Here is a 17,790-nt window from a genome sequence, read left to right as displayed (position 1 = left end):
AGCCCACTAGGCAAGTAAAATATTGTGACCGTAATCGACGGGAATCACCGCACCATTAACAAAGCTAGAAGCCTGACTACTCAATAGCAATAAGGTGCCTTCCAACTCCTCTACATTGCCGATGCGCTTAGATGGCAGCCGTGCAACCTCGGCCTGCCCTTGTTCCGTTTCAAAATACCAATCCACCATTTCTGTCATGAAATAGCCTGGCGCGATAGCATTGCAACGAATTTTGGTTTCGAACATGTCCGCCGCAATCTGCTTGGTAAGTTGGTTCAATGCTGCCTTTACGCTGCCGTAACACGGTACATTCTTCAGAGTTTGAACGCCGGTGATAGACGTAACATTAACAATACTGCCGGGCACGTCTAAGGGAATCAGGCGCTTAGAAAACTCACGCGCCATGCGCATAGTTCCTGTTAAATTCACATTGAGCAAATTTTCCCACTCTTCATCCTCAACATCTGGAAAGGGCTTAAACTGAATTTGACCGGCGTTGTTGACTAAAATATCGACCACGCCAAAAGCTTCATATGCTTGATCAAAAACATTCTTAACGCTTTCTGTGTTGCCAATATCTAAGGCATAGGCGACCGCTTTACCACCCGCCGCATTAATTTCACTTGCGACCTGCTCAACTTTATCTAAACGTCGCGCTGCACAGATAACCGTTGCCCCAGATTTGGCCAACGCCTTTGCAAAGCTGACTCCCATACCGGTACCAGAACCAGTAACCAGCGCGACGCGACCTTTGTTTGAGAACATATTTTCTAAATAAGACATAGCACTATTCCTTTGGTTGTTATTTGAAATTTAATATTTTTCTATTAAACATTTTGAATTACAGGCAATTTCGCCTTACGACAGACTCAGCTCGTCGCCGCAACAACTCACTTCGTTGATCTGAAGTGATGAGCAGTTTCCGGTCATTAATTATTGAAGGCAGTTCGGACAATTTAACCCGTCTAATTGTCGGTAGCGGCGCCGTTTTCGCACGGAAATAGCGCAGTGATAACAGGCCGGTTCGATGATTTGCAGCATCTAGCCAGTTAATTACTCCAGGGTCCTCGTGGGAAATTACAGCGCGGAACACGCCATCTTCTCCGAGCACCGCCTGAAATCCGTTGATAGAGGTTTGGCGGAGATTCCAATCCCGAGCATCCCAGAACTGACTATACAATTGAATGCTCCAGTACTTAGCTTCTGGCGGTACGACCTCAATAATTAGAGCCTCATCAAGCTCACATTCGTAATTAGCTTTACCATAGCGCAGCTCCGCCCAGCCAATAGATACCTCGTCAATTCGAACTGTATTTATTGCATCTTGATAGTAGCTCTGCACTTGCTCAGCAAAAAATGCGGGTAAATTATGCAACCAGTCAATAAGCAAACGAGTGCGCTGAGCAATTAAATGTGGACTAACTATCGGCGCTGGGTAACGGGCTCCATCTCGGCTAATCTGCAGCTGCGCAGGCTCTTCATTCACCCAATCATAAAAATACTGACGGAAAATAAGATCACCAAGCCCATCGGGAATTTTTACCCAATTGCCAGGCTGCTCATTTTTGCTAAGCACTATTTCAATATTGCCATCGGCGTCGCACTCAAATTCACTACAGCGATCAAATAAGGCCCAACCACCAATATGCGCAAAATGCCCTTGGCGAGTTTCAATATCCATCATATGTGCCGTACCACGACGTCCTTTGATACGGTACACATAGTCACCATGTATTGGTGCCCATTGGTAAAGCGCATCTGCCGCCGGAAGCCCATATTGAATACGTGATGATAAAAAGGTGAAGAAGCTGGGGAACTCCGGATTCCACGACTCCATTGTCATAGGGATCGCGCCGGCGATAAGGCGCGTTAGATAACGTACACCTTCCGCTCTCGTCATCTCGTCCGAAATGCGCGGATCATTCCAAACAATACCCTGCAGCTGGTTGATGGCCGCACTAAAGGCATCCCACACGGCCGGCGATTCCGTACTAAGGGGCGAGCTATCGCCCCAGCTTTCTAGCTGGTAACTGATCATTTTTGACAACTCCAAACTAAATATAGATTTGCTCTGATCAAGCAACAGGTATTTGATCAATCAGAGCGAGCTTTGTTGTTAACCAAAAATTTTCAGGTATTCAGCGAATCGTGCCTTAATTGCAGCTTCGCTTAGGCCATATTCCTCTAGCGTGTAACTGTATGCACCCCAATGATGAGCAGGGCGGCTTTCATTGTAATTTTTACAACCTTCAATTGCCTGCGGCGTCATTTCACGCCCCGCCTTAGCATAAATTCGCTTAATGACGGCGACTGGGTCGTCACAAATTTCGGAGAAATGCGCATTCACAATACGATCCAGCGGCAAGCTATCACGCACTTCTAAATAACGATCAGTCAATGATGCCCAGTACTCGAACCACTCCTGCCCAACTTCGGCTGGATCAATATCATTGGTAGTGGTTTTACGAAGTTCGTGAATAGTTGTCGCGAACGAAGGTACTGTTTTAACAGGATCACGATGGCAATGAACCACTGTTGCATCAGGAAAGAATTCAAAAAGAATATCTAAATATCCAACGTGAACTGGCGACTTCATGATCCATGGACGCCCTTTTTCACCGCCGTCTTGCCACTGCAAATACTGCATCATTTCGAACAATATTTTATAAGTCGGGCGCGGATCACATTTCACCGAAAACTCTCTAAAGGTAGGCGCTCTAGCCAACATGGCAGACACCGCAGACTCAAAAGACATTTCCATAATGAAAAGCTCTTCATCTGGTTCTTGCGCTTCCATTGGATGACGCGCCATCCAACCCGGAAATTGCGTTCGGAATGTATCTTCTACTATTTTGCCAAATTCAATACGCTCCGCAGGGTTGCCGGGCTCCTCACCAGGGAATGGCGCGGGATTTAAAAGCCGCCACACCTCTAGGCGCTGAACATCCGGATCGCCCGACATTACACGCTGGAGTTTAGACGTACCTGTTCTAGGCAACCCCACTACCACTATCGGCGCGACAATTTTTTCTTCACGTATTTCGGGGTGCCGCTTTACATCCTCGATATAACGCAGACGATTAACTAGCAAACGCAGTAGTTCTTGCCCTTGTCCTATCACACCACCTTCATGGAGGTTTGCTTCGTTCCGAAGGGAATTACATAAAATTTCCAATCCCGTGGTAAAGCCCATATCGCCAAAATCAGAAAGACCAGTGGCATTCTTAGCTGCAGCCAACATATCTTCAACATAAAATGGGATTGGCTCTGGCATAGCCGGAGCTTCGGCACTTACTGCTTGATTCGTCATTACATCACCTTAAGTTATTATTGATAATTTAGTTAAAACTCATCCGAGTTTCGCGACAAAACCTCGAGCTAGCCAATACCGAAACACAATTAAGCAAAAAATTATGAATACAAATAGAAGTACAAATTCTAAAACTATTTATAATTTTTAAAAAAATATAAGTGACGACCTAACGAAGCCCGAGTTATTTTTATTTCGAGAACCAATATAGCAACGTCAAGGAGAGCGGAACAAGGAAATGCAGGTCAGCTTTTAAGAATGCAAATAACCACCGCAAGCCATTGAATAATAATGACTTTATTTATATAGCCGGCAGTCATTTTGATTTAAGCGCAAATTTTAGGGCGCTTTCAAGCAATCGCAGCGTGCGAGCAACCCACAATATGTGGCTTTCATTTACAAATTTAGGTAAGTTATTTTTAAATTATTTAAGATAATAAATTTTATATGACGCACTTAAGGCTAATCTGCAAATATTGCATAACACATTTTAGCCAAGGTGTTACGAAACTCCGGATCGTCAATAAAATCAATATTATCGCTAATTAAAGAATAAACCATGAGCTGGACTGCGCGACCGAGAGCATGAACACGCAGCATATCGTTACTGGAAGGCTTAAAGTCGGAGCACGATTTTAACTGTTCATATATAAAGGACTCTGTGGAACTTTCAGGGGCAATATTTGCATCTAGCTCCTGCCAGGCATCCCAAAAGCCTTTGTGCTCCACGAGTAGGGTTTTATCTACCTCCAGTACTTTACGGTGAATTTCTATAGACCAGTCCAGCAACCAATAAATAAATGATAGTACGGTGTGGATTTTATCCCGCGGAAACTCTTGATAGCCCTTTAAATGCTGCTTGCGTATGACTAAGCGATACACCTCGAAAACGATGGTATCTAGATTAGGAAAATATTGATAAATGGACGATTTTGGCACACCCGAAACCACTTCCAGCGTTGTTGTAGATAAAGCGCCACGACCGTGTTCTAACAAAATGCTATGCGCTGCCTCGACAATGGCGTTAACGACCTTGATAGATCGATCTTGTTTCGGCTGGCGACGCATTGCGTCATTGGGGCGAATAAGCTGATACGTGTCTTTTTCCATTTTATTAGTCAACACCAGAGTCAGGAAATTTAAAACCCATTAACAGGACTGGAAATACTAACATGAAAACTTCAAACATCTCGCCGCGCATTGCAGTATATGGTCTCGGCTTTGTCGGTCAGCAACTTGCTGGCTTCGCCTTAGACAAAGGCTGGGAAATTGTCGGCGCTTACAATCGCGCCGGCGACAAGGTCGGCCGGGATCTCGGCACACTCATTGGCAGGGAGCCTATTGGTCTTTTGGTAGAAGATTGCGAGACAGCTGATTACTCACAACTAAATGCGGACTTAGCCTTTGTTGCGGTCTCTGATCGCCTAGAAGAAAACTTTCCCTCCTACGAACGCCTAATGTCAGCGGGTGCAAACATCCTTTGTCACGGTGCAGAATCCTGCAATCCGCGCCGCCTAAATCCTGCTATTGCAGAACGAATCCAATCGCTAGCCCTCAAGCACGGTGTTACTTTTACTGGCAGCGGCATATGGGATATGACGCGTATTTGGGCCGGCATTCTATCGGTAGGGCCAAATACAGAAATCGAATCTATGACCCACACCTCGTTTACCGACATCGCTCGCCAAGGCGTGCATTTACTTCGATTTTGCGGCGCCGGTTTGACGGTACAAGAGTTTGAAGAAAAAAGCGTGGCCGGAAACGGTGGCCTAGGTGGCATCGCCATCATCCCACCGCTTTGCGTAGCAGATGCCCTTGGGCTTGATGTCATCGACGTAAAAGAAAAGGTTGAACCCATCATTTGGGATGAAGACCACCAAAGCCACTGGCTTAATGAAACCATACCCGCCGGCCATGTGGTAGGCACCAGAATGCATGTAGATATTTCTACCCAAGAGGGAATCACTCTTCACAATTGCTTCGAATACAGGGACTTTAAACCCGATGAAGTAGAACAATTAATCTGGAAAGTGAAAGGCAAACCCAGCATGGAGGTGCGGATAGTGCGGGAGGCTTCGCATATGGCGTCTGCCAGCAGCTTATTTAATCGCGCTCCTGATGTACTGACAGCAGAACCTGGCATCCGCGAAATCTGGACTTATCATCCACTACGCTCCAGCGCGCTAAATTAAATCAAGAATAGGTATACAATAATGACGCTTTCCCAATCTGATATTTCCGCCGCTCTCGACCCCGACGCGTTGATAAATCAAGCAATCGAAATCAGCGGTCTACGTAGCTTTGGCGATATGGGCTTTATCGAGCCCATGAAAGTTTTGCTGAAATGCATCCCTTTGCATATCACGCTACACCAAGAGGGGCTTGAAAGTATTCAAGCAGATTTTGTGCGCTGCCTAGTCAATCGCCTGCGATTTCAACAAGACCTGAGTGCCCACCCAGACATTCTGCAAGAGCAGGTTGATGATCCCATCATTGTTTTAGGCCTAGGTCGCTCCGGCACGACTAAAATGCAAAAAATTCTGTCGGCACCGAACAATGTGCAAAAAATGGCGTTCTGGCGCTTATGGAATCCCGCCCCCTTTCCCGACGCAATCCCCGGTCAGCCAGATCCGCGCATTGCTCAAGCGGGCAGTGCCAATTTGGTAGCAACAGACAACTCTGCAGTTCACGCTGCCCATCATATGGAAGAGCAAGAAGTAGACGAAGACTGGCTACTGGGCATGTTTACCTTTGACGACTGGATTTGGAATCAAATGGTATTCTCTCCCAGCTATTTAGACTGGGTTATGGCCCGCTCCAGCGCTGTACCATTTGCCTACATGAAATCACTGGTGCAATACCTGCAATGGCAGGACGGCGGCAGAAAAGATCGGCCATGGGTGATGAAAGGTGTGGGTTATATCGCCCATATGGAATCGCTGCTTGCCAACTTCCCCAAGGCCACAATTTTGCACACCCATCGCGACCCACTGCAAACCATTCCCTCGTGGGCTAAATTTGTCAGCGCGATGTGGACACTACGATCGGCACCTGTCGATAAACATGAGATTGGCCGCGAAGTTATGCGCTACTGGGGTATGGCAATGGATCGCTATCTCGCCTCTCGGGACAAATTGGGCTTGGATCGCTGCATCGTCGATGCCCGCTACGGAGATGTGCGAGAAAATCCCATGAGTATTGTTGAACGAGTTTACAAGCGCGCTGGACGCAAAATAACTGAGCCCGCCTATCAATCAATGGCAGCTTGGCACAGCAATAATGAACAACACCGCTTTGGTAAACACGAATACTCCCTCGACGAATTTGGTCTGAGTGAAGCGATGATTAACGAGCGCTTCGGCGATTACATTAAACGATTTATTGAACGCTGATTCGGAATGATTCCTTGCCTGCTTGGCGTCATTTAACAACGGTAAGATCGCGCCGTTTTTATATGGCCAATATAAAAAAGGCCCGGAAAATCCGGGCCAAGCCTCACTGACAGGAAACTGTTACAAGACGCGGGTTTTGTTAAAACTTAGCCCGCGTGCTTGGCTTTGTATTCAATACGACGGCTATGCAACACCGGCTCGGTATAGCCGCTTGGCTGTTCGCAACCCTTAAGCACTAATTCCAACGCCGCTTGGAAGGCCACGCTGTCGTCAAAATTATCGGCCATTGGCGTGTAGTCAGCGTCACTCGCGTTTTGGCGATCAACCACCGCCGCCATACGCTTCAAGGTTTCTAGCACCTGTGCCTCAGTACAAACACCATGACGCAACCAGTTAGCGATGTGCTGGCTTGAAATCCGCAGTGTCGCGCGGTCTTCCATCAAACCAACATCGTTAATGTCTGGCACTTTTGAACAACCTACACCGTTATCAATCCAGCGCACCACATAACCCAACATGCCCTGAGCGTTGTTATCCAACTCTTGCTGAATTTCCTCTGCGCTCCAATTTGGATTTTGTGCCACAGGGATAGTCAAAATATCATCCAGTGCAGCGCGCTGACGGCTAGCCAATTGCTCTTGTACCGACAACACATTGACTTGGTGGTAATGCATTACGTGCAAGGTTGCCGCCGTTGGCGAAGGCACCCATGCGCAGTTAGCGCCAGCTTGCGGATGGCCAATTTTGGCATCCATCATTGCCGCCATTTCATCTGGCATGGCCCACATCCCTTTACCAATTTGCGCATGACCACTTAAACCACAGGTCAAACCAATATCGACGTTCCAATCTTCATAGGCTTTGATCCAAGCCTGCTGTTTCATATCGGCTTTGCGAACAAACGGACCCGCTTCCATGCTGGTGTGGATCTCATCACCAGTGCGATCAAGGAAGCCGGTGTTAATAAAAATAACTCGCTCAGGTACTGCCGCAATACAGGCCTTCAAGTTCACCGTGGTGCGGCGCTCTTCATCCATAATGCCAATTTTTAAGGTATTGCGTGCCAAACCGAACGCATCTTCAACCCGCGAGAACAGCTCCGCAGCAAAGGCCACTTCTTCAGGGCCATGCATTTTGGGTTTAACAATATATACGCTACCCGCGCGTGAATTGCGCAATGCACCGGTCTGCTTTAAATCGTGCATGGCGGCAAGCACGGTCACCATGGCATCCATGATGCCCTCTGGCACCTCAAAACCGTCGGCGTCGATGATTGCGCCGTTTGTCATCAAGTGACCAACATTGCGCACCAACAATAAACTGCGGCCGTGTAATACTGTTTCGCCACCGCCAGCGGCAGTGAATACGCGGTCAGCCGCGAGTGTGCGAACTAGCTCTTTACCGCCTTTTACAAAGGCTTCTTGAAGATCGCCCTTCATGAGGCCCAACCAATTGCGGTAAACCTCAACTTTGTCATCGGCGTCTACGGCAGCAACCGAATCTTCACAGTCTTGAATAGTCGTCAGCGCAGATTCCAACACCACGTCTTTAACACGGGCAGCATCGTCTTTACCAATAGGGTGCTGATCATCAATTTGGATATCGATATGCAGACCATTATTGATCAGTAAAATATTGGTCGGCGCAGCAGCGTCGCCCAAATAGCCCACAAATTGCGAGGGGTCTGCCAATCCCGTTTCGCTGCCATTCGCTAAAGTTACAGCCAATGCACCATCAACAACGCTGTACAAGGTCGCGTCGGCATGACTGCCATCGCTCAAGCTAGTGTGTTGATCAAGGAACTGACGAGCATAAGCAATAACCTTTGCACCGCGAACAGGGTTGTAGCCTTTGCCTTTGTCAGCGCCATCGGCCTCGGAAATAACATCGGTGCCGTAAAGCGCATCATACAAACTGCCCCAACGCGCATTAGCTGCGTTAAGTGCGTAGCGCGCGTTCATTACCGGTACAACCAACTGCGGGCCTGCCAAGGCCGCAATTTCTTCGTCGACATTTTCAGTAGCGACATTAAAATCTGCAGGTTCTGGCAGTAAATAGTTTATTTCTTGCAGAAACGCTTTGTAGGCAACCGCGTCGAACTTGCCCGCATTAGCGCGGTGCCAGTCGTCAATCTGCGCCTGAATAGTTTCGCGTTTTTGCAGCAATTCACGATTTTTAGGTGCTAAGTCCTTTAATATGTCTGCAAATGCAGCCCAAAAATCGTCAGGGCTAATGCCTGTACCAGGAGCGACTTCATCATTGACCAAACGATAAAGTACATCGGCAATTTGAAGTCCGCTGTGCTGTACTCTGGAAATGGCCGAAGACATAAACACTCCTTTTTGAAATCGAAATTTGGCAATAATTAGGGGACTATCCTAGCAGCTGAGGATAATTCTGCAAATTTATCCATATTATCACTGTTATTTTCAATATGAATAACGCGGCCGAAATTAAAGACTATACTAAGACGAACGAGTACTTCTATTCATCTGCAGCTAATGTCTTTGTAGCTATATAGATCCTTAGGGGCGAAGACGCAAACCACATTTTCAAAGTGAATACTCGAAATAATAAGTATAAATTAGAAAAATTAAAGCACCCCGCGTAAACTGGCCGCCATTACACCACCAAACCCGCAACAAAATAGGGACCACATATGTCAACTTTAGACTCAGACATTCAGGCAGTTGCCTCACTTAAAGAACAAGCTGGCAGCAGCTGGGACGCCATCAACCCAGAATCTGCAGCACGCATGCGTGCCCAGAACAAATTCAAAACTGGTCTAGACATCGCCAAATACACTGCCGACATCATGCGTGCAGACATGGCGGCCTTTGACAAAGACAAGACCAAATACACCCAGTCTTTGGGTTGCTGGCACGGCTTTATCGGCCAACAGAAGATGATTTCTATCAAGAAACACTTCAATGGCAAAACAGATCGCCGCTACTTGTACCTGTCTGGCTGGATGGTTGCAGCACTGCGCTCTGAGTTCGGTCCTCTGCCCGACCAGTCAATGCACGAAAAAACAGCGGTTGCTGACTTAGTACGTGAGCTTTACACCTTCCTTCGTCAAGCTGATGCCCGCGAACTGGGTGGCTTATTCCGCGCATTAGACGCCGCTCGTGAAGCTGGCGACGCTGCTGAAGAAGCTAAAATCCAAGACCAAATCGACAACCATGTTACTCACGTAGTACCTATTGTTGCCGATATCGACGCTGGTTTCGGTAATGCAGAAGCAACCTACCTGATGGCCAAGCAAATGATCGAAGCTGGCGCTTGCTGCTTGCAGATCGAAAACCAAGTTGCTGATGAAAAGCAGTGTGGCCACCAGGACGGCAAAGTAACCGTACCTCACGCTGACTTCCACACTAAATTGCGCGCATTGCGTTACGCTTTCTTGGAACTGGGCGTTGATAACGGCGTTATCGTTGCACGTACTGACTCTGAAGGTGCTGGCCTGACCAAAGAAATCGCCGTTGTTAAAGAGCCCGGCGATCAAGGTGACGTATACAACTCATTCCTAGACGTTGAAGAAATCGACGTAGCGGATATGGCTGAAGGCGATGTGTGCTTCAACCGTAACGGCAAACTGGTTCGTCCTAAGCGTCTGCCTTCTGGCTTGTACCAGTTCCGTGAAGGTACTGGCCATGAGCGTTGCGTATTCGACTGTATCGAAGCCATTAACGCAGGTGCCGACCTGTTGTGGATTGAAACCGCCGTTCCAACAGTTCATGAAATCAAAGGCATGATGGACGAAGTTCGTAAAGTTCACCCAGACGCGAAGTTGGTTTACAACAACTCGCCCTCTTTCAACTGGACACTGAACTTCCGTCAGCAAACCTACGACACGTGGGTAGAAGAAGGTAAAGACGTATCTGCCTACGATCGTTCAAACCTGATGTCTGCTGAATACGACGAGTCTGAATTGGCGGCAGTTGCTGATGCGCGCATCAAGACTTTCCAAGCAGATACCGCTCGTGAAGCAAACGTATTCCACCACCTGATCACTCTGCCGACTTACCACACTGCGGCGCTGTCTACTGACAACCTCGCAAAAGAGTACTTCGGTGAGCAAGGTATGCTGGGCTATGTTGCCGGCGTACAGCGCAAAGAAATCCGTCAGGGTATCGCCTGTGTTAAGCACCAAAACATGTCTGGTTCAGACATGGGTGACGACCACAAAGAATACTACGCTGGCGAGCTTGCACTGAAAGCAGGTGGCGCGAAAAACACGTCGAACCAGTTCAACTAAGTTCGACCTGTTAGTACCTTGCTGATTGCTCTGCAACATCAAGGTACAAGCTTCGCTAAAAATAAAAGGCGGCCCCTAATTGCAGGTGCCGCCTTTTTTATAGCTAAAATTTGCTTAACGCCCGTTAGCGCAGACCTTAGTAGCATCACAAAAGAATCAAACAGCGTTTTACGTTAGTATTCCAATGTCTGCTTTAATCTGATCAAACAAACAAGTGATTATCTATATGGCCAACACACCTGATTTTCTACAAGACGCAAAGAATTTATTGAGTGAACAAGGCTTTGCCTCAAGTAAAGTCTGGTATCACGGCACCTCATCAGCACTCGTGGACTCAATCAAAGCACAGGGCTTAAAGCGCTCTGGCGACAAAGCACTAAAAGAAGCCGCTAAAAAAACGATGGCAACAATCGGTAACGACTATACCGAGTCAGTGGAACCGGTGTTTTTAACACAAAGCAAGGAATTGGCATTTTACTGGGCAGAGCAAACCGTACGAAACCGCAGTGTTCGTATTGAAGGTAGCGAGCATCCCGTGGTGCTTGCCGTAGAGCTGCCAGAAGATCTAAACGCCAAAGTAAAACCTGACGTCGGCGCCGCAAGCTTGCTGCTGTTAAAAGAAGGCGAAGAGTTTATGGCCTACTTGGCCAACATTTATGAGCAAAATGGTTTAGGCGCGCCAGACATAGATTTAATGAAAGCTGAGCGCATGGAATATTTAAACAAACTCGGAATGGCGTATTACGATGCAGACATCGACAGCGCCTACCTAAGCCTGATTAACGCGTAGATTTAAGCGCACAACGAGAGACTAAAGAAAGCATGCTTAGCCTCATTATTCATCACCACTATTAGCAGGAGCCAGTATGAGTATTATTTCTACCCCAGACCTCTGTGACGAGCATGGCGACAAAGTACGAGTAATAGAAGGCGCTTTTCGTCACTACGGTGGAAGTCAAAATTTTAGCGGTCAAATTGCGACGATTAAATGCTTTGAAGACAATTCCAAAGTTGCCGAGCGCGTAAAAGAAGCAGGAAATGGCCGCGTACTCGTCGTTGATGGCGGCGGCTCACCACGACGCTCACTACTGGGCGACAATCTTGCAAAAGCCGCCGTCGACAACGGCTGGGCTGGCATAGTGATTTACGGCTACCTTCGCGACGTAGAAGAAATTGCCCCTATGCCCATCGGCATCATGGCCCTTGGCAGCGTGCCCCGCAAAACGGAAAAACTAGGTGATGGCCGCTGCGATGTGCAACTCGAATTTGGTGGCACCAGCATTAAGCCCGGCGAATACCTCTACGCAGATCTAAGCGGTATCATCGTATCTGCGGATGCCTTATAAGTCGGCAAATGAGCTATTCTGTCATCTTGAAACTCTAGCTTAACTAAAATAAAACCTAATGCGGGAGACGCATATGAAACTCGGACTATTACTCGGCTACTCTGGCGCAAAACTGTCGCTGCCAATGGACACCGTAAAACAAGCTGAATCGCTAGGCTTCGACTCAGTGTGGACAGCCGAAGCTTACGGCTCCGACGCCGTGACTCCCGCAGCTTGGATATTGGCGCAAACCAGCACGATCAAAGTCGGCACCGCCATAATGCAAATGCCAGCGCGGACCCCCGCGATGTGTGCAATGACCGCCATGAGTTTAGATCAACTCTCTGGCGGACGTTTTATCGTTGGCCTCGGCGCCTCCGGCCCTCAGGTGGTCGAAGGCTGGCACGGCGTTCCCTATGGCAAGCCCGTCACACGTACCCGCGAATATATTCAAATCATGAAAAAGATTTTTGAACGCGAAGGCCCTGTAGAGTTTGACGGCGGCATGTACCAAATGCCCTATAAAGGCCCCGGCGCAACCGGTCTTGGCAAACCCTTAAAATCAATTTTGCATGGCGACCCAAGCATCCCCATTTACACCGCCTCCATTACACCGGCGGGCGTGTCTGCCTCTGCAGAAGTTGCTGACGGTGTCTTCCCAGTATGGATGAGCCCAGAAAAATACTCCGTTCTTGAACCCAGCATTAGCAAAGGCCTAGAAAAATCTGGACGCAGCAAAGCAGACTTCGACGTTGCGCCCTTTGTCGGCGTAATCATGGACGACAATATCGACGGCTGCCGCTACTTCATCAAAGACTTTCTTGCGCTTTATATTGGCGGCATGGGCGCTAAGGGTAAAAACTTTTATACCGACTATGCTTCGCGTATGGGCTACGGCGACGCCGCAGAGCAGGTTCAGGACTTATATTTAGCCGGTAAAAAAGACGAGGCTCGCAATGCAGTACCCGATGCATTGGTAGATGAAATTGCCTTAGTCGGACCAGAAGCACGCATACGTGAACGCGCCGCCGACTGGAAAGCCGCATCAAAGCGTGGCGAAGTAAACTCTATGCTGCTTAACTGCGCACAAGCAGAAGCGATGGAAGTCATGGCGGATTGCTTCCTTTAAGGGGAGAAGCTTGACGGAAGTCGGAAGTCGGAAGTCGGAAGTCGGAAGTCGGAAGTCGGAAGTCGGAAGTCGGAAGTCGGAAGTCGGAAGTCGGAAGTCGGAAGTCGGAAGTCGGAAGTCGGAAGTCGGAAGTCGGAAGTCGGAAGTCGGAAGTCGGAAGTCGGAAGTCGGAAGTCGGAAGTCGGAAGTCGGAAGTCGGAAGTCGGAAAATGATTAATCACAAGGGTGATGAGAGCAAGCGATGCGCGCTTCTTTTTCGTCAGACATCCGACTTCAGACGTCAGACTGCCTAGCGCAATAAACTAACAGTAGCCTCAAGGACAACACAACAACGTGACCACTAATACTCGCCGGCTGGCCATGGCCATTTTAAATGGCTTTGATGCGTTTTTTGCGGAATACAAAAACATTACCCTAGGCGCCCAAGCTCGCTTTGAAGCGGCAGATTGGCACGGCGCGCAGAAGGCTATTCGCGACCGCTTGGCGCTGTGGAAACAAAAGCGTTCCATCGTTGCAGAAGCTGCTTACACCATCACCGGCGGTAGTGTAGAGAATCGCGACAACTGGGAAATCGCCAAGCAAGAATACGCCGAACTAATTCAAAATCACGACAACTATGAAATTGCGCAGTCGTTTTTTAATTCCATTTACTGCTATGTTTTTGACCACGAAAAAATCCGCGACATACACACCTTTGCATTAACATCGAACCAAGAACGGCCACCCATCGCCAGCGAATCCATATTAAAACGCTACCGCTTTGACGGTGAAAACGCAGCCGATATCGTTCGCTCAATGCTAGACGACTGTGAGTTCAACATTCCCTGGGAAGACCAACAACGCGATGTTGGCTTTATCATGGAAGTGGTTAATCGTGTTCTAATTCCAAAAATTCGCGATAAAGACAAAGAAGTTTATGTAGAAACACTGGAGTCATTATTCTTCCGAAACAAAGCCGCATATTTAGTAGGCCGCATTGTTAGCGGCGACTTCAATATGCCCTTTGTATTACCTATTTTACATAGCGAAAACAAATCTATTTTTGTCGACACCGTACTACACGATCCCGACGATATTTCTATATTATTTAGTTTTAGCCGCAGCTATTTCATGGTCGACACATCCATCCCATCGGAATATATCGCCTTCTTACACAGGCTAATGCCCCATAAGGAAATCTTCGAACTCTATAGTGCCATCGGCATGCCCAAACACGGCAAAACGGAGTTTTACCGTTTCGCCGTCGGCGACACCAGCAAAAGTGAAGAGCCTTATATTATCGCCCCGGGTATAAAGGGTATGGTGATGCTGGTGTTCACCCGCCCCGATTTTGGCTATGTATACAAAGTTATTAAAGACCGCTTCACACCACCCAAAGACATGAGCCAAGAACACGTTCGCCAATGCTATAGCTTAGTAAAGCGCTGGGATCGCGGTGGCCGCATGGCTGACACCCAAGAATTTAATAACTTAGCATTTGATCGCCGGCGCTTTTCTGACGAACTCATTGCCGAATTAGAAAAAGAAGCGCCCTCAAAAATTAGTGTTAGTGGTAATGCCCTGCTACTCAAACACGTTTATATCGAACGTAAAATGACGCCGCTAAACCTATACCTAAAAGACTGCAACGAACAGCAATTAGAAAGCGTGATGGGGGAATATGGCAACGCAATAAAGCAGCTCGCTGCGGGTAATATATTCCCTGGTGATATGCTACTGAAAAACTTTGGCGTTACCCGTCACGGCCGTGTGGTTTTCTACGACTATGACGAAATTTGCCCACTTACCGACTGCAACTTTCGCAAACTACCCGAGCCCAAAAATGACGAGCAGGCAATGGCAACCCAGCCCTGGTATGAGGTAAAACCCGAGGATGTTTTCCCAGAGGAATTTAGATTATTTTTCTCGGGAAATCAGCGCGCCAAAAAAGTCTTCGACGCTTTGCACAGCGATCTATACGACCCCGCATACTGGCAAGGATTACAGGAAACCATTCGCAACGGCTATGTCGCAGATGTATTCCCCTACCGGAAAAAGCAGCGCTTCCAACAGCGACCATCATTCTAAATTGCGGGCACAAAAAAAGGGCGCACAGCGCCCTTTTCATTTTTTAAACTTTAAAAATTAGAACTGCAAACGCGCATTAATACCCACTGAATCAGTATCGTAATCGCCTACAAAGCTGCGACTAATTTTACCGGCCACCGAAAACTGCGGAACAATATAAACCCGCAAACCCGCGCCTAATACTGCACCGGCATCAGAATCTCCATCAACATCTTGGTAAGCCAAGCCAGCACTCAAATTACCTTCAATATTATTGGTAAGCCAAGTACGTGACATTACGCCACCTGTTAAGGTGTCGATATCAATATCATCCAATGCGGAGTTGGTGCTTTCAGACTCAGCAAAACTGTAATCTAAAGATGCAACCAAGTCGGTACGATCAGACATCTTCATTGGATGGCCAACACCAATACTAACGGTGTCAAATTCTTGGTTTCGATTGAAATCAAGATTACCGAGTGATCCGCGAACAAAAATATTTCTATCTAAAGCTAAGGAACCGCCAGCATAAAATTCGTCGGCGTCGTTGTTGTCGACCTCAACATCTGCAAAGCCAGCTTCAACATAGGTATAACTAAAATCTTTCGCGAATAATGGTCCTGCTGACATTGCGCTGGCGAAGCCTGTGGCAAGTAATAGCATTTTTTTGTTTAACATAATTTTCGCTCTCCATAGTGTAGACAGCGATTTAGACTGCGTTTAAGCAAACAGTTCCTGAAAACTCTAGGACGGTGTATTAATACCAATGGTAAAAAAATAATGAACTATTTTAAAAATCCCACATCGTCACGCTTCTAATAAAAAGGTAACGGGGCCATCGTTTAACAAACTAATTTGCATATCTGCACCAAACTCTCCGCTGGCGACCACCGGATGTTTGCCACTCAAGTCAGCCAATGCAAACTCGTATAGCTGCCTTGCGCGAGCGGGTTCCGCTGCTGTAGAGAAGCCGGGACGCAGCCCCTTTTTAGTGTCGGCCGCCAAGGTGAATTGCGAGACTAGTAAAACGCCGCCGGCAATATCTGCAACCGACTTATTCATACGCCCCTGCTCATCGGCAAACACCCGATAAGCTAATATTCGCGAAATTAGTTTTGCTAGCGCCTCCTCGCCGTCTTCCTTTTCTAAACCCAAAAACACCAATAAACCTTGCTCAATTTCACCTACGCACTGCCCTTCTACCTCTACGCTTGCTCTGCGCACGCGTTGTAATAATGCCTTCATTCATCCTCTGCTTTTACTATTTCATACTTAAAAAATTAATAACTTAGCTCGCCGTCAGTCAGTAAATCGGCAATATCATCGCTCGCTTTCACTAGCGCATCGGCAATACTTGCCTCAAAGGCTGAGTGGCCTGCGTCGCGAATAATGTGCAGCTCAGAACTTGGCCAATGCTGATGAAGCTCCACCGCACTCTCTAATGGGCAGATCATGTCATAGCGGCCGTGCACAATAATTCCAGGGATATTCTCTATTGCCGCCATATTATTGAGCAGCTGATTTTCCTCCATAAACGCGTCATTAACAAAGTAATGGGTTTCTATATGCGACATCGCCACAGCCGTATGGGCATCCATTAAATGATCTTCTACGTCGTGATTTGGCCGCAATGTTGAACAACGGGCCTCCCATAGCGACCACGCCTTTGCCGCCGACATACGCGCCACTTCGTTCTCACCGTGTAATACACGATGATAAGCCTGAATGCGATTCTCGCCGTCTCGCGGCGCAACGCAATCACTAAAGTCCTGCCAGTAATCGGGGAAGACTCTGCTCGCACCACCCTCGGCATAAAACCAAGAAAGCTCTCTAGGACGGCATAAAAATATGCCGCGCAAAATCATGGCTTGAACGCGTTCAGCGTGGGCCTGCGCATAGGCGAGACTCAATGTAGAACCCCAGGAGCCGCCAAACAATACCCATTTATCTACATTCAGGTGCTGCCGAATATGTTCCATATCCGCGATAAGCGCGGGGGTTGAGTTATTGTCTAAGCAAGCGTGAGGCTCGGAGCGACCACAGCCGCGCTGATCAAATAAAATAATTCGATATCGCTCTGGATCAAAAAAGCAGCGCGCCCTTGGGCTGCAGCCAGCACCGGGGCCACCGTGAACAAAGAGCACAGGAATGCCATCGGGGTTTCCGGATTCTTCTACATAGAGTATATGGGGGGCTTGCACCGGCAAACGGTGGGTACTATAGGGCTTTATATCTGGATACAAAGTAAGCATAGCGATAACCAATAAGAGAATTGCGCCTATTCAGTGTAGCGCAGTCGCTGGCGTATCGGTATGTACTCAAATAGGGGG

At 47.8% G+C, this 17,790-nt stretch carries 15 protein-coding genes; 7 read left to right on the top strand and 8 right to left on the bottom strand.

Features of this window, described 5'->3' with window-relative positions:
• Positions 1-6 precede the first annotated feature (6 nt).
• From C0068_RS07125 to C0068_RS07110, 4 genes are all read right to left on the bottom strand, one after another.
• The gene (locus tag C0068_RS07125; RefSeq protein ID WP_103683804.1) at positions 7-783 is read right to left on the bottom strand and encodes an SDR family NAD(P)-dependent oxidoreductase; all 777 of its coding nucleotides are present in this window, start codon (positions 781-783) and stop codon (positions 7-9) included.
• Positions 784-841: 58 nt separating this feature from the next.
• Positions 842-2,038: a DUF1214 domain-containing protein gene (locus C0068_RS07120; RefSeq protein WP_103683803.1), complete on the bottom strand. Its 1,197-nt coding sequence runs from the start codon at positions 2,036-2,038 to the stop codon at positions 842-844.
• 78 nt (positions 2,039-2,116) lie between these two features.
• Positions 2,117-3,310: a sulfotransferase family protein gene (locus tag C0068_RS07115; RefSeq protein ID WP_103683802.1), complete on the bottom strand. Its 1,194-nt coding sequence runs from the start codon at positions 3,308-3,310 to the stop codon at positions 2,117-2,119.
• A gap of 462 nt (positions 3,311-3,772) precedes the next feature.
• The gene (locus tag C0068_RS07110; RefSeq protein WP_103683801.1) at positions 3,773-4,420 is read right to left on the bottom strand and encodes a TetR/AcrR family transcriptional regulator; all 648 of its coding nucleotides are present in this window, start codon (positions 4,418-4,420) and stop codon (positions 3,773-3,775) included.
• A 62-nt stretch (positions 4,421-4,482) separates the two neighbouring features.
• Here C0068_RS07110 and C0068_RS07105 point away from each other — a divergent pair, with 62 nt between their 5' ends.
• The gene (locus C0068_RS07105; RefSeq protein ID WP_103683800.1) at positions 4,483-5,502 is read left to right on the top strand and encodes an NAD(P)H-dependent amine dehydrogenase family protein; all 1,020 of its coding nucleotides are present in this window, start codon (positions 4,483-4,485) and stop codon (positions 5,500-5,502) included.
• Positions 5,503-5,523: 21 nt separating this feature from the next.
• Complete coding sequence (locus C0068_RS07100; RefSeq protein WP_103683799.1) at positions 5,524-6,702, top strand: sulfotransferase family protein; 1,179 nt, start codon at positions 5,524-5,526, stop codon at positions 6,700-6,702.
• A gap of 146 nt (positions 6,703-6,848) precedes the next feature.
• Here C0068_RS07100 and C0068_RS07095 read toward each other — a convergent pair whose 3' ends face one another.
• Positions 6,849-9,032, bottom strand: a complete 2,184-nt coding sequence (locus C0068_RS07095; RefSeq protein ID WP_103683798.1) for a malate synthase G — start codon at positions 9,030-9,032, stop codon at positions 6,849-6,851.
• Positions 9,033-9,361: 329 nt separating this feature from the next.
• Between C0068_RS07095 and C0068_RS07090 the strand changes: the two genes are divergently transcribed.
• From C0068_RS07090 to aceK, 5 genes are all read left to right on the top strand, one after another.
• On the top strand, positions 9,362-10,960 hold the full coding sequence (locus C0068_RS07090; protein WP_103683797.1) for an isocitrate lyase: 1,599 nt from the start codon (positions 9,362-9,364) through the stop codon (positions 10,958-10,960).
• Positions 10,961-11,186: 226 nt separating this feature from the next.
• On the top strand, positions 11,187-11,750 hold the full coding sequence (locus tag C0068_RS07085; RefSeq protein ID WP_103683796.1) for a hypothetical protein: 564 nt from the start codon (positions 11,187-11,189) through the stop codon (positions 11,748-11,750).
• A 76-nt stretch (positions 11,751-11,826) separates the two neighbouring features.
• A complete protein-coding gene (gene rraA / locus C0068_RS07080; protein ID WP_103683795.1) occupies positions 11,827-12,306 on the top strand; it encodes a ribonuclease E activity regulator RraA in 480 nt (159 codons plus the stop codon).
• A gap of 73 nt (positions 12,307-12,379) precedes the next feature.
• Complete coding sequence (locus C0068_RS07075) at positions 12,380-13,414, top strand: LLM class F420-dependent oxidoreductase (protein WP_103683794.1); 1,035 nt, start codon at positions 12,380-12,382, stop codon at positions 13,412-13,414.
• Between the two features lie 333 nt (positions 13,415-13,747).
• Complete coding sequence (gene aceK / locus C0068_RS07065; RefSeq protein ID WP_103683793.1) at positions 13,748-15,481, top strand: bifunctional isocitrate dehydrogenase kinase/phosphatase; 1,734 nt, start codon at positions 13,748-13,750, stop codon at positions 15,479-15,481.
• A 57-nt stretch (positions 15,482-15,538) separates the two neighbouring features.
• On the opposite strand, the gene C0068_RS07060 is transcribed toward aceK, so the two are convergent.
• From C0068_RS07060 to pip, 3 genes are all read right to left on the bottom strand, one after another.
• Positions 15,539-16,138, bottom strand: a complete 600-nt coding sequence (locus C0068_RS07060; RefSeq protein WP_103683792.1) for an outer membrane beta-barrel protein — start codon at positions 16,136-16,138, stop codon at positions 15,539-15,541.
• Positions 16,139-16,267: 129 nt separating this feature from the next.
• Positions 16,268-16,705 (bottom strand): D-aminoacyl-tRNA deacylase, encoded by a 438-nt coding sequence (gene dtd / locus C0068_RS07055; protein ID WP_103683791.1) that lies wholly within the window; start codon positions 16,703-16,705, stop codon positions 16,268-16,270.
• A 35-nt stretch (positions 16,706-16,740) separates the two neighbouring features.
• Positions 16,741-17,712 carry a prolyl aminopeptidase gene (gene pip, locus C0068_RS07050; RefSeq protein ID WP_103683790.1) on the bottom strand — a complete coding sequence of 324 codons (972 nt, stop codon included), beginning with the start codon at positions 17,710-17,712 and terminating at the stop codon, positions 16,741-16,743.
• Positions 17,713-17,790: the final 78 nt, after the last annotated feature.

It is taken from the genome of Zhongshania marina (assembly GCF_002915595.1).
GTDB classification, from domain to species: Bacteria; Pseudomonadota; Gammaproteobacteria; order Pseudomonadales; family Spongiibacteraceae; genus Spongiibacter; species Spongiibacter marinus_B.
This window is presented reverse-complemented; position numbering and strand designations above follow the sequence as displayed.

Bases quoted from the DNA above. Each gene is read 5' to 3' on its own strand.
- C0068_RS07125 (WP_103683804.1), bottom strand. From the start codon at position 783: ATGTCTTATTTAGAAAATATGTTCTCAAACAAAGGTCGCGTCGCGCTG.
- C0068_RS07120 (WP_103683803.1), bottom strand. From the start codon at position 2,038: ATGATCAGTTACCAGCTAGAAAGCTGGGGCGATAGCTCGCCCCTTAGT.
- C0068_RS07115 (WP_103683802.1), bottom strand. From the start codon at position 3,310: ATGACGAATCAAGCAGTAAGTGCCGAAGCTCCGGCTATGCCAGAGCCA.
- C0068_RS07110 (WP_103683801.1), bottom strand. From the start codon at position 4,420: ATGGAAAAAGACACGTATCAGCTTATTCGCCCCAATGACGCAATGCGT.
- C0068_RS07105 (WP_103683800.1), top strand. From the start codon at position 4,483: ATGAAAACTTCAAACATCTCGCCGCGCATTGCAGTATATGGTCTCGGC.
- C0068_RS07100 (WP_103683799.1), top strand. From the start codon at position 5,524: ATGACGCTTTCCCAATCTGATATTTCCGCCGCTCTCGACCCCGACGCG.
- C0068_RS07095 (WP_103683798.1), bottom strand. From the start codon at position 9,032: ATGTCTTCGGCCATTTCCAGAGTACAGCACAGCGGACTTCAAATTGCC.
- C0068_RS07090 (WP_103683797.1), top strand. From the start codon at position 9,362: ATGTCAACTTTAGACTCAGACATTCAGGCAGTTGCCTCACTTAAAGAA.
- C0068_RS07085 (WP_103683796.1), top strand. From the start codon at position 11,187: ATGGCCAACACACCTGATTTTCTACAAGACGCAAAGAATTTATTGAGT.
- rraA (WP_103683795.1), top strand. From the start codon at position 11,827: ATGAGTATTATTTCTACCCCAGACCTCTGTGACGAGCATGGCGACAAA.
- C0068_RS07075 (WP_103683794.1), top strand. From the start codon at position 12,380: ATGAAACTCGGACTATTACTCGGCTACTCTGGCGCAAAACTGTCGCTG.
- C0068_RS07060 (WP_103683792.1), bottom strand. From the start codon at position 16,138: ATGTTAAACAAAAAAATGCTATTACTTGCCACAGGCTTCGCCAGCGCA.
- dtd (WP_103683791.1), bottom strand. From the start codon at position 16,705: ATGAAGGCATTATTACAACGCGTGCGCAGAGCAAGCGTAGAGGTAGAA.
- pip (WP_103683790.1), bottom strand. From the start codon at position 17,712: ATGCTTACTTTGTATCCAGATATAAAGCCCTATAGTACCCACCGTTTG.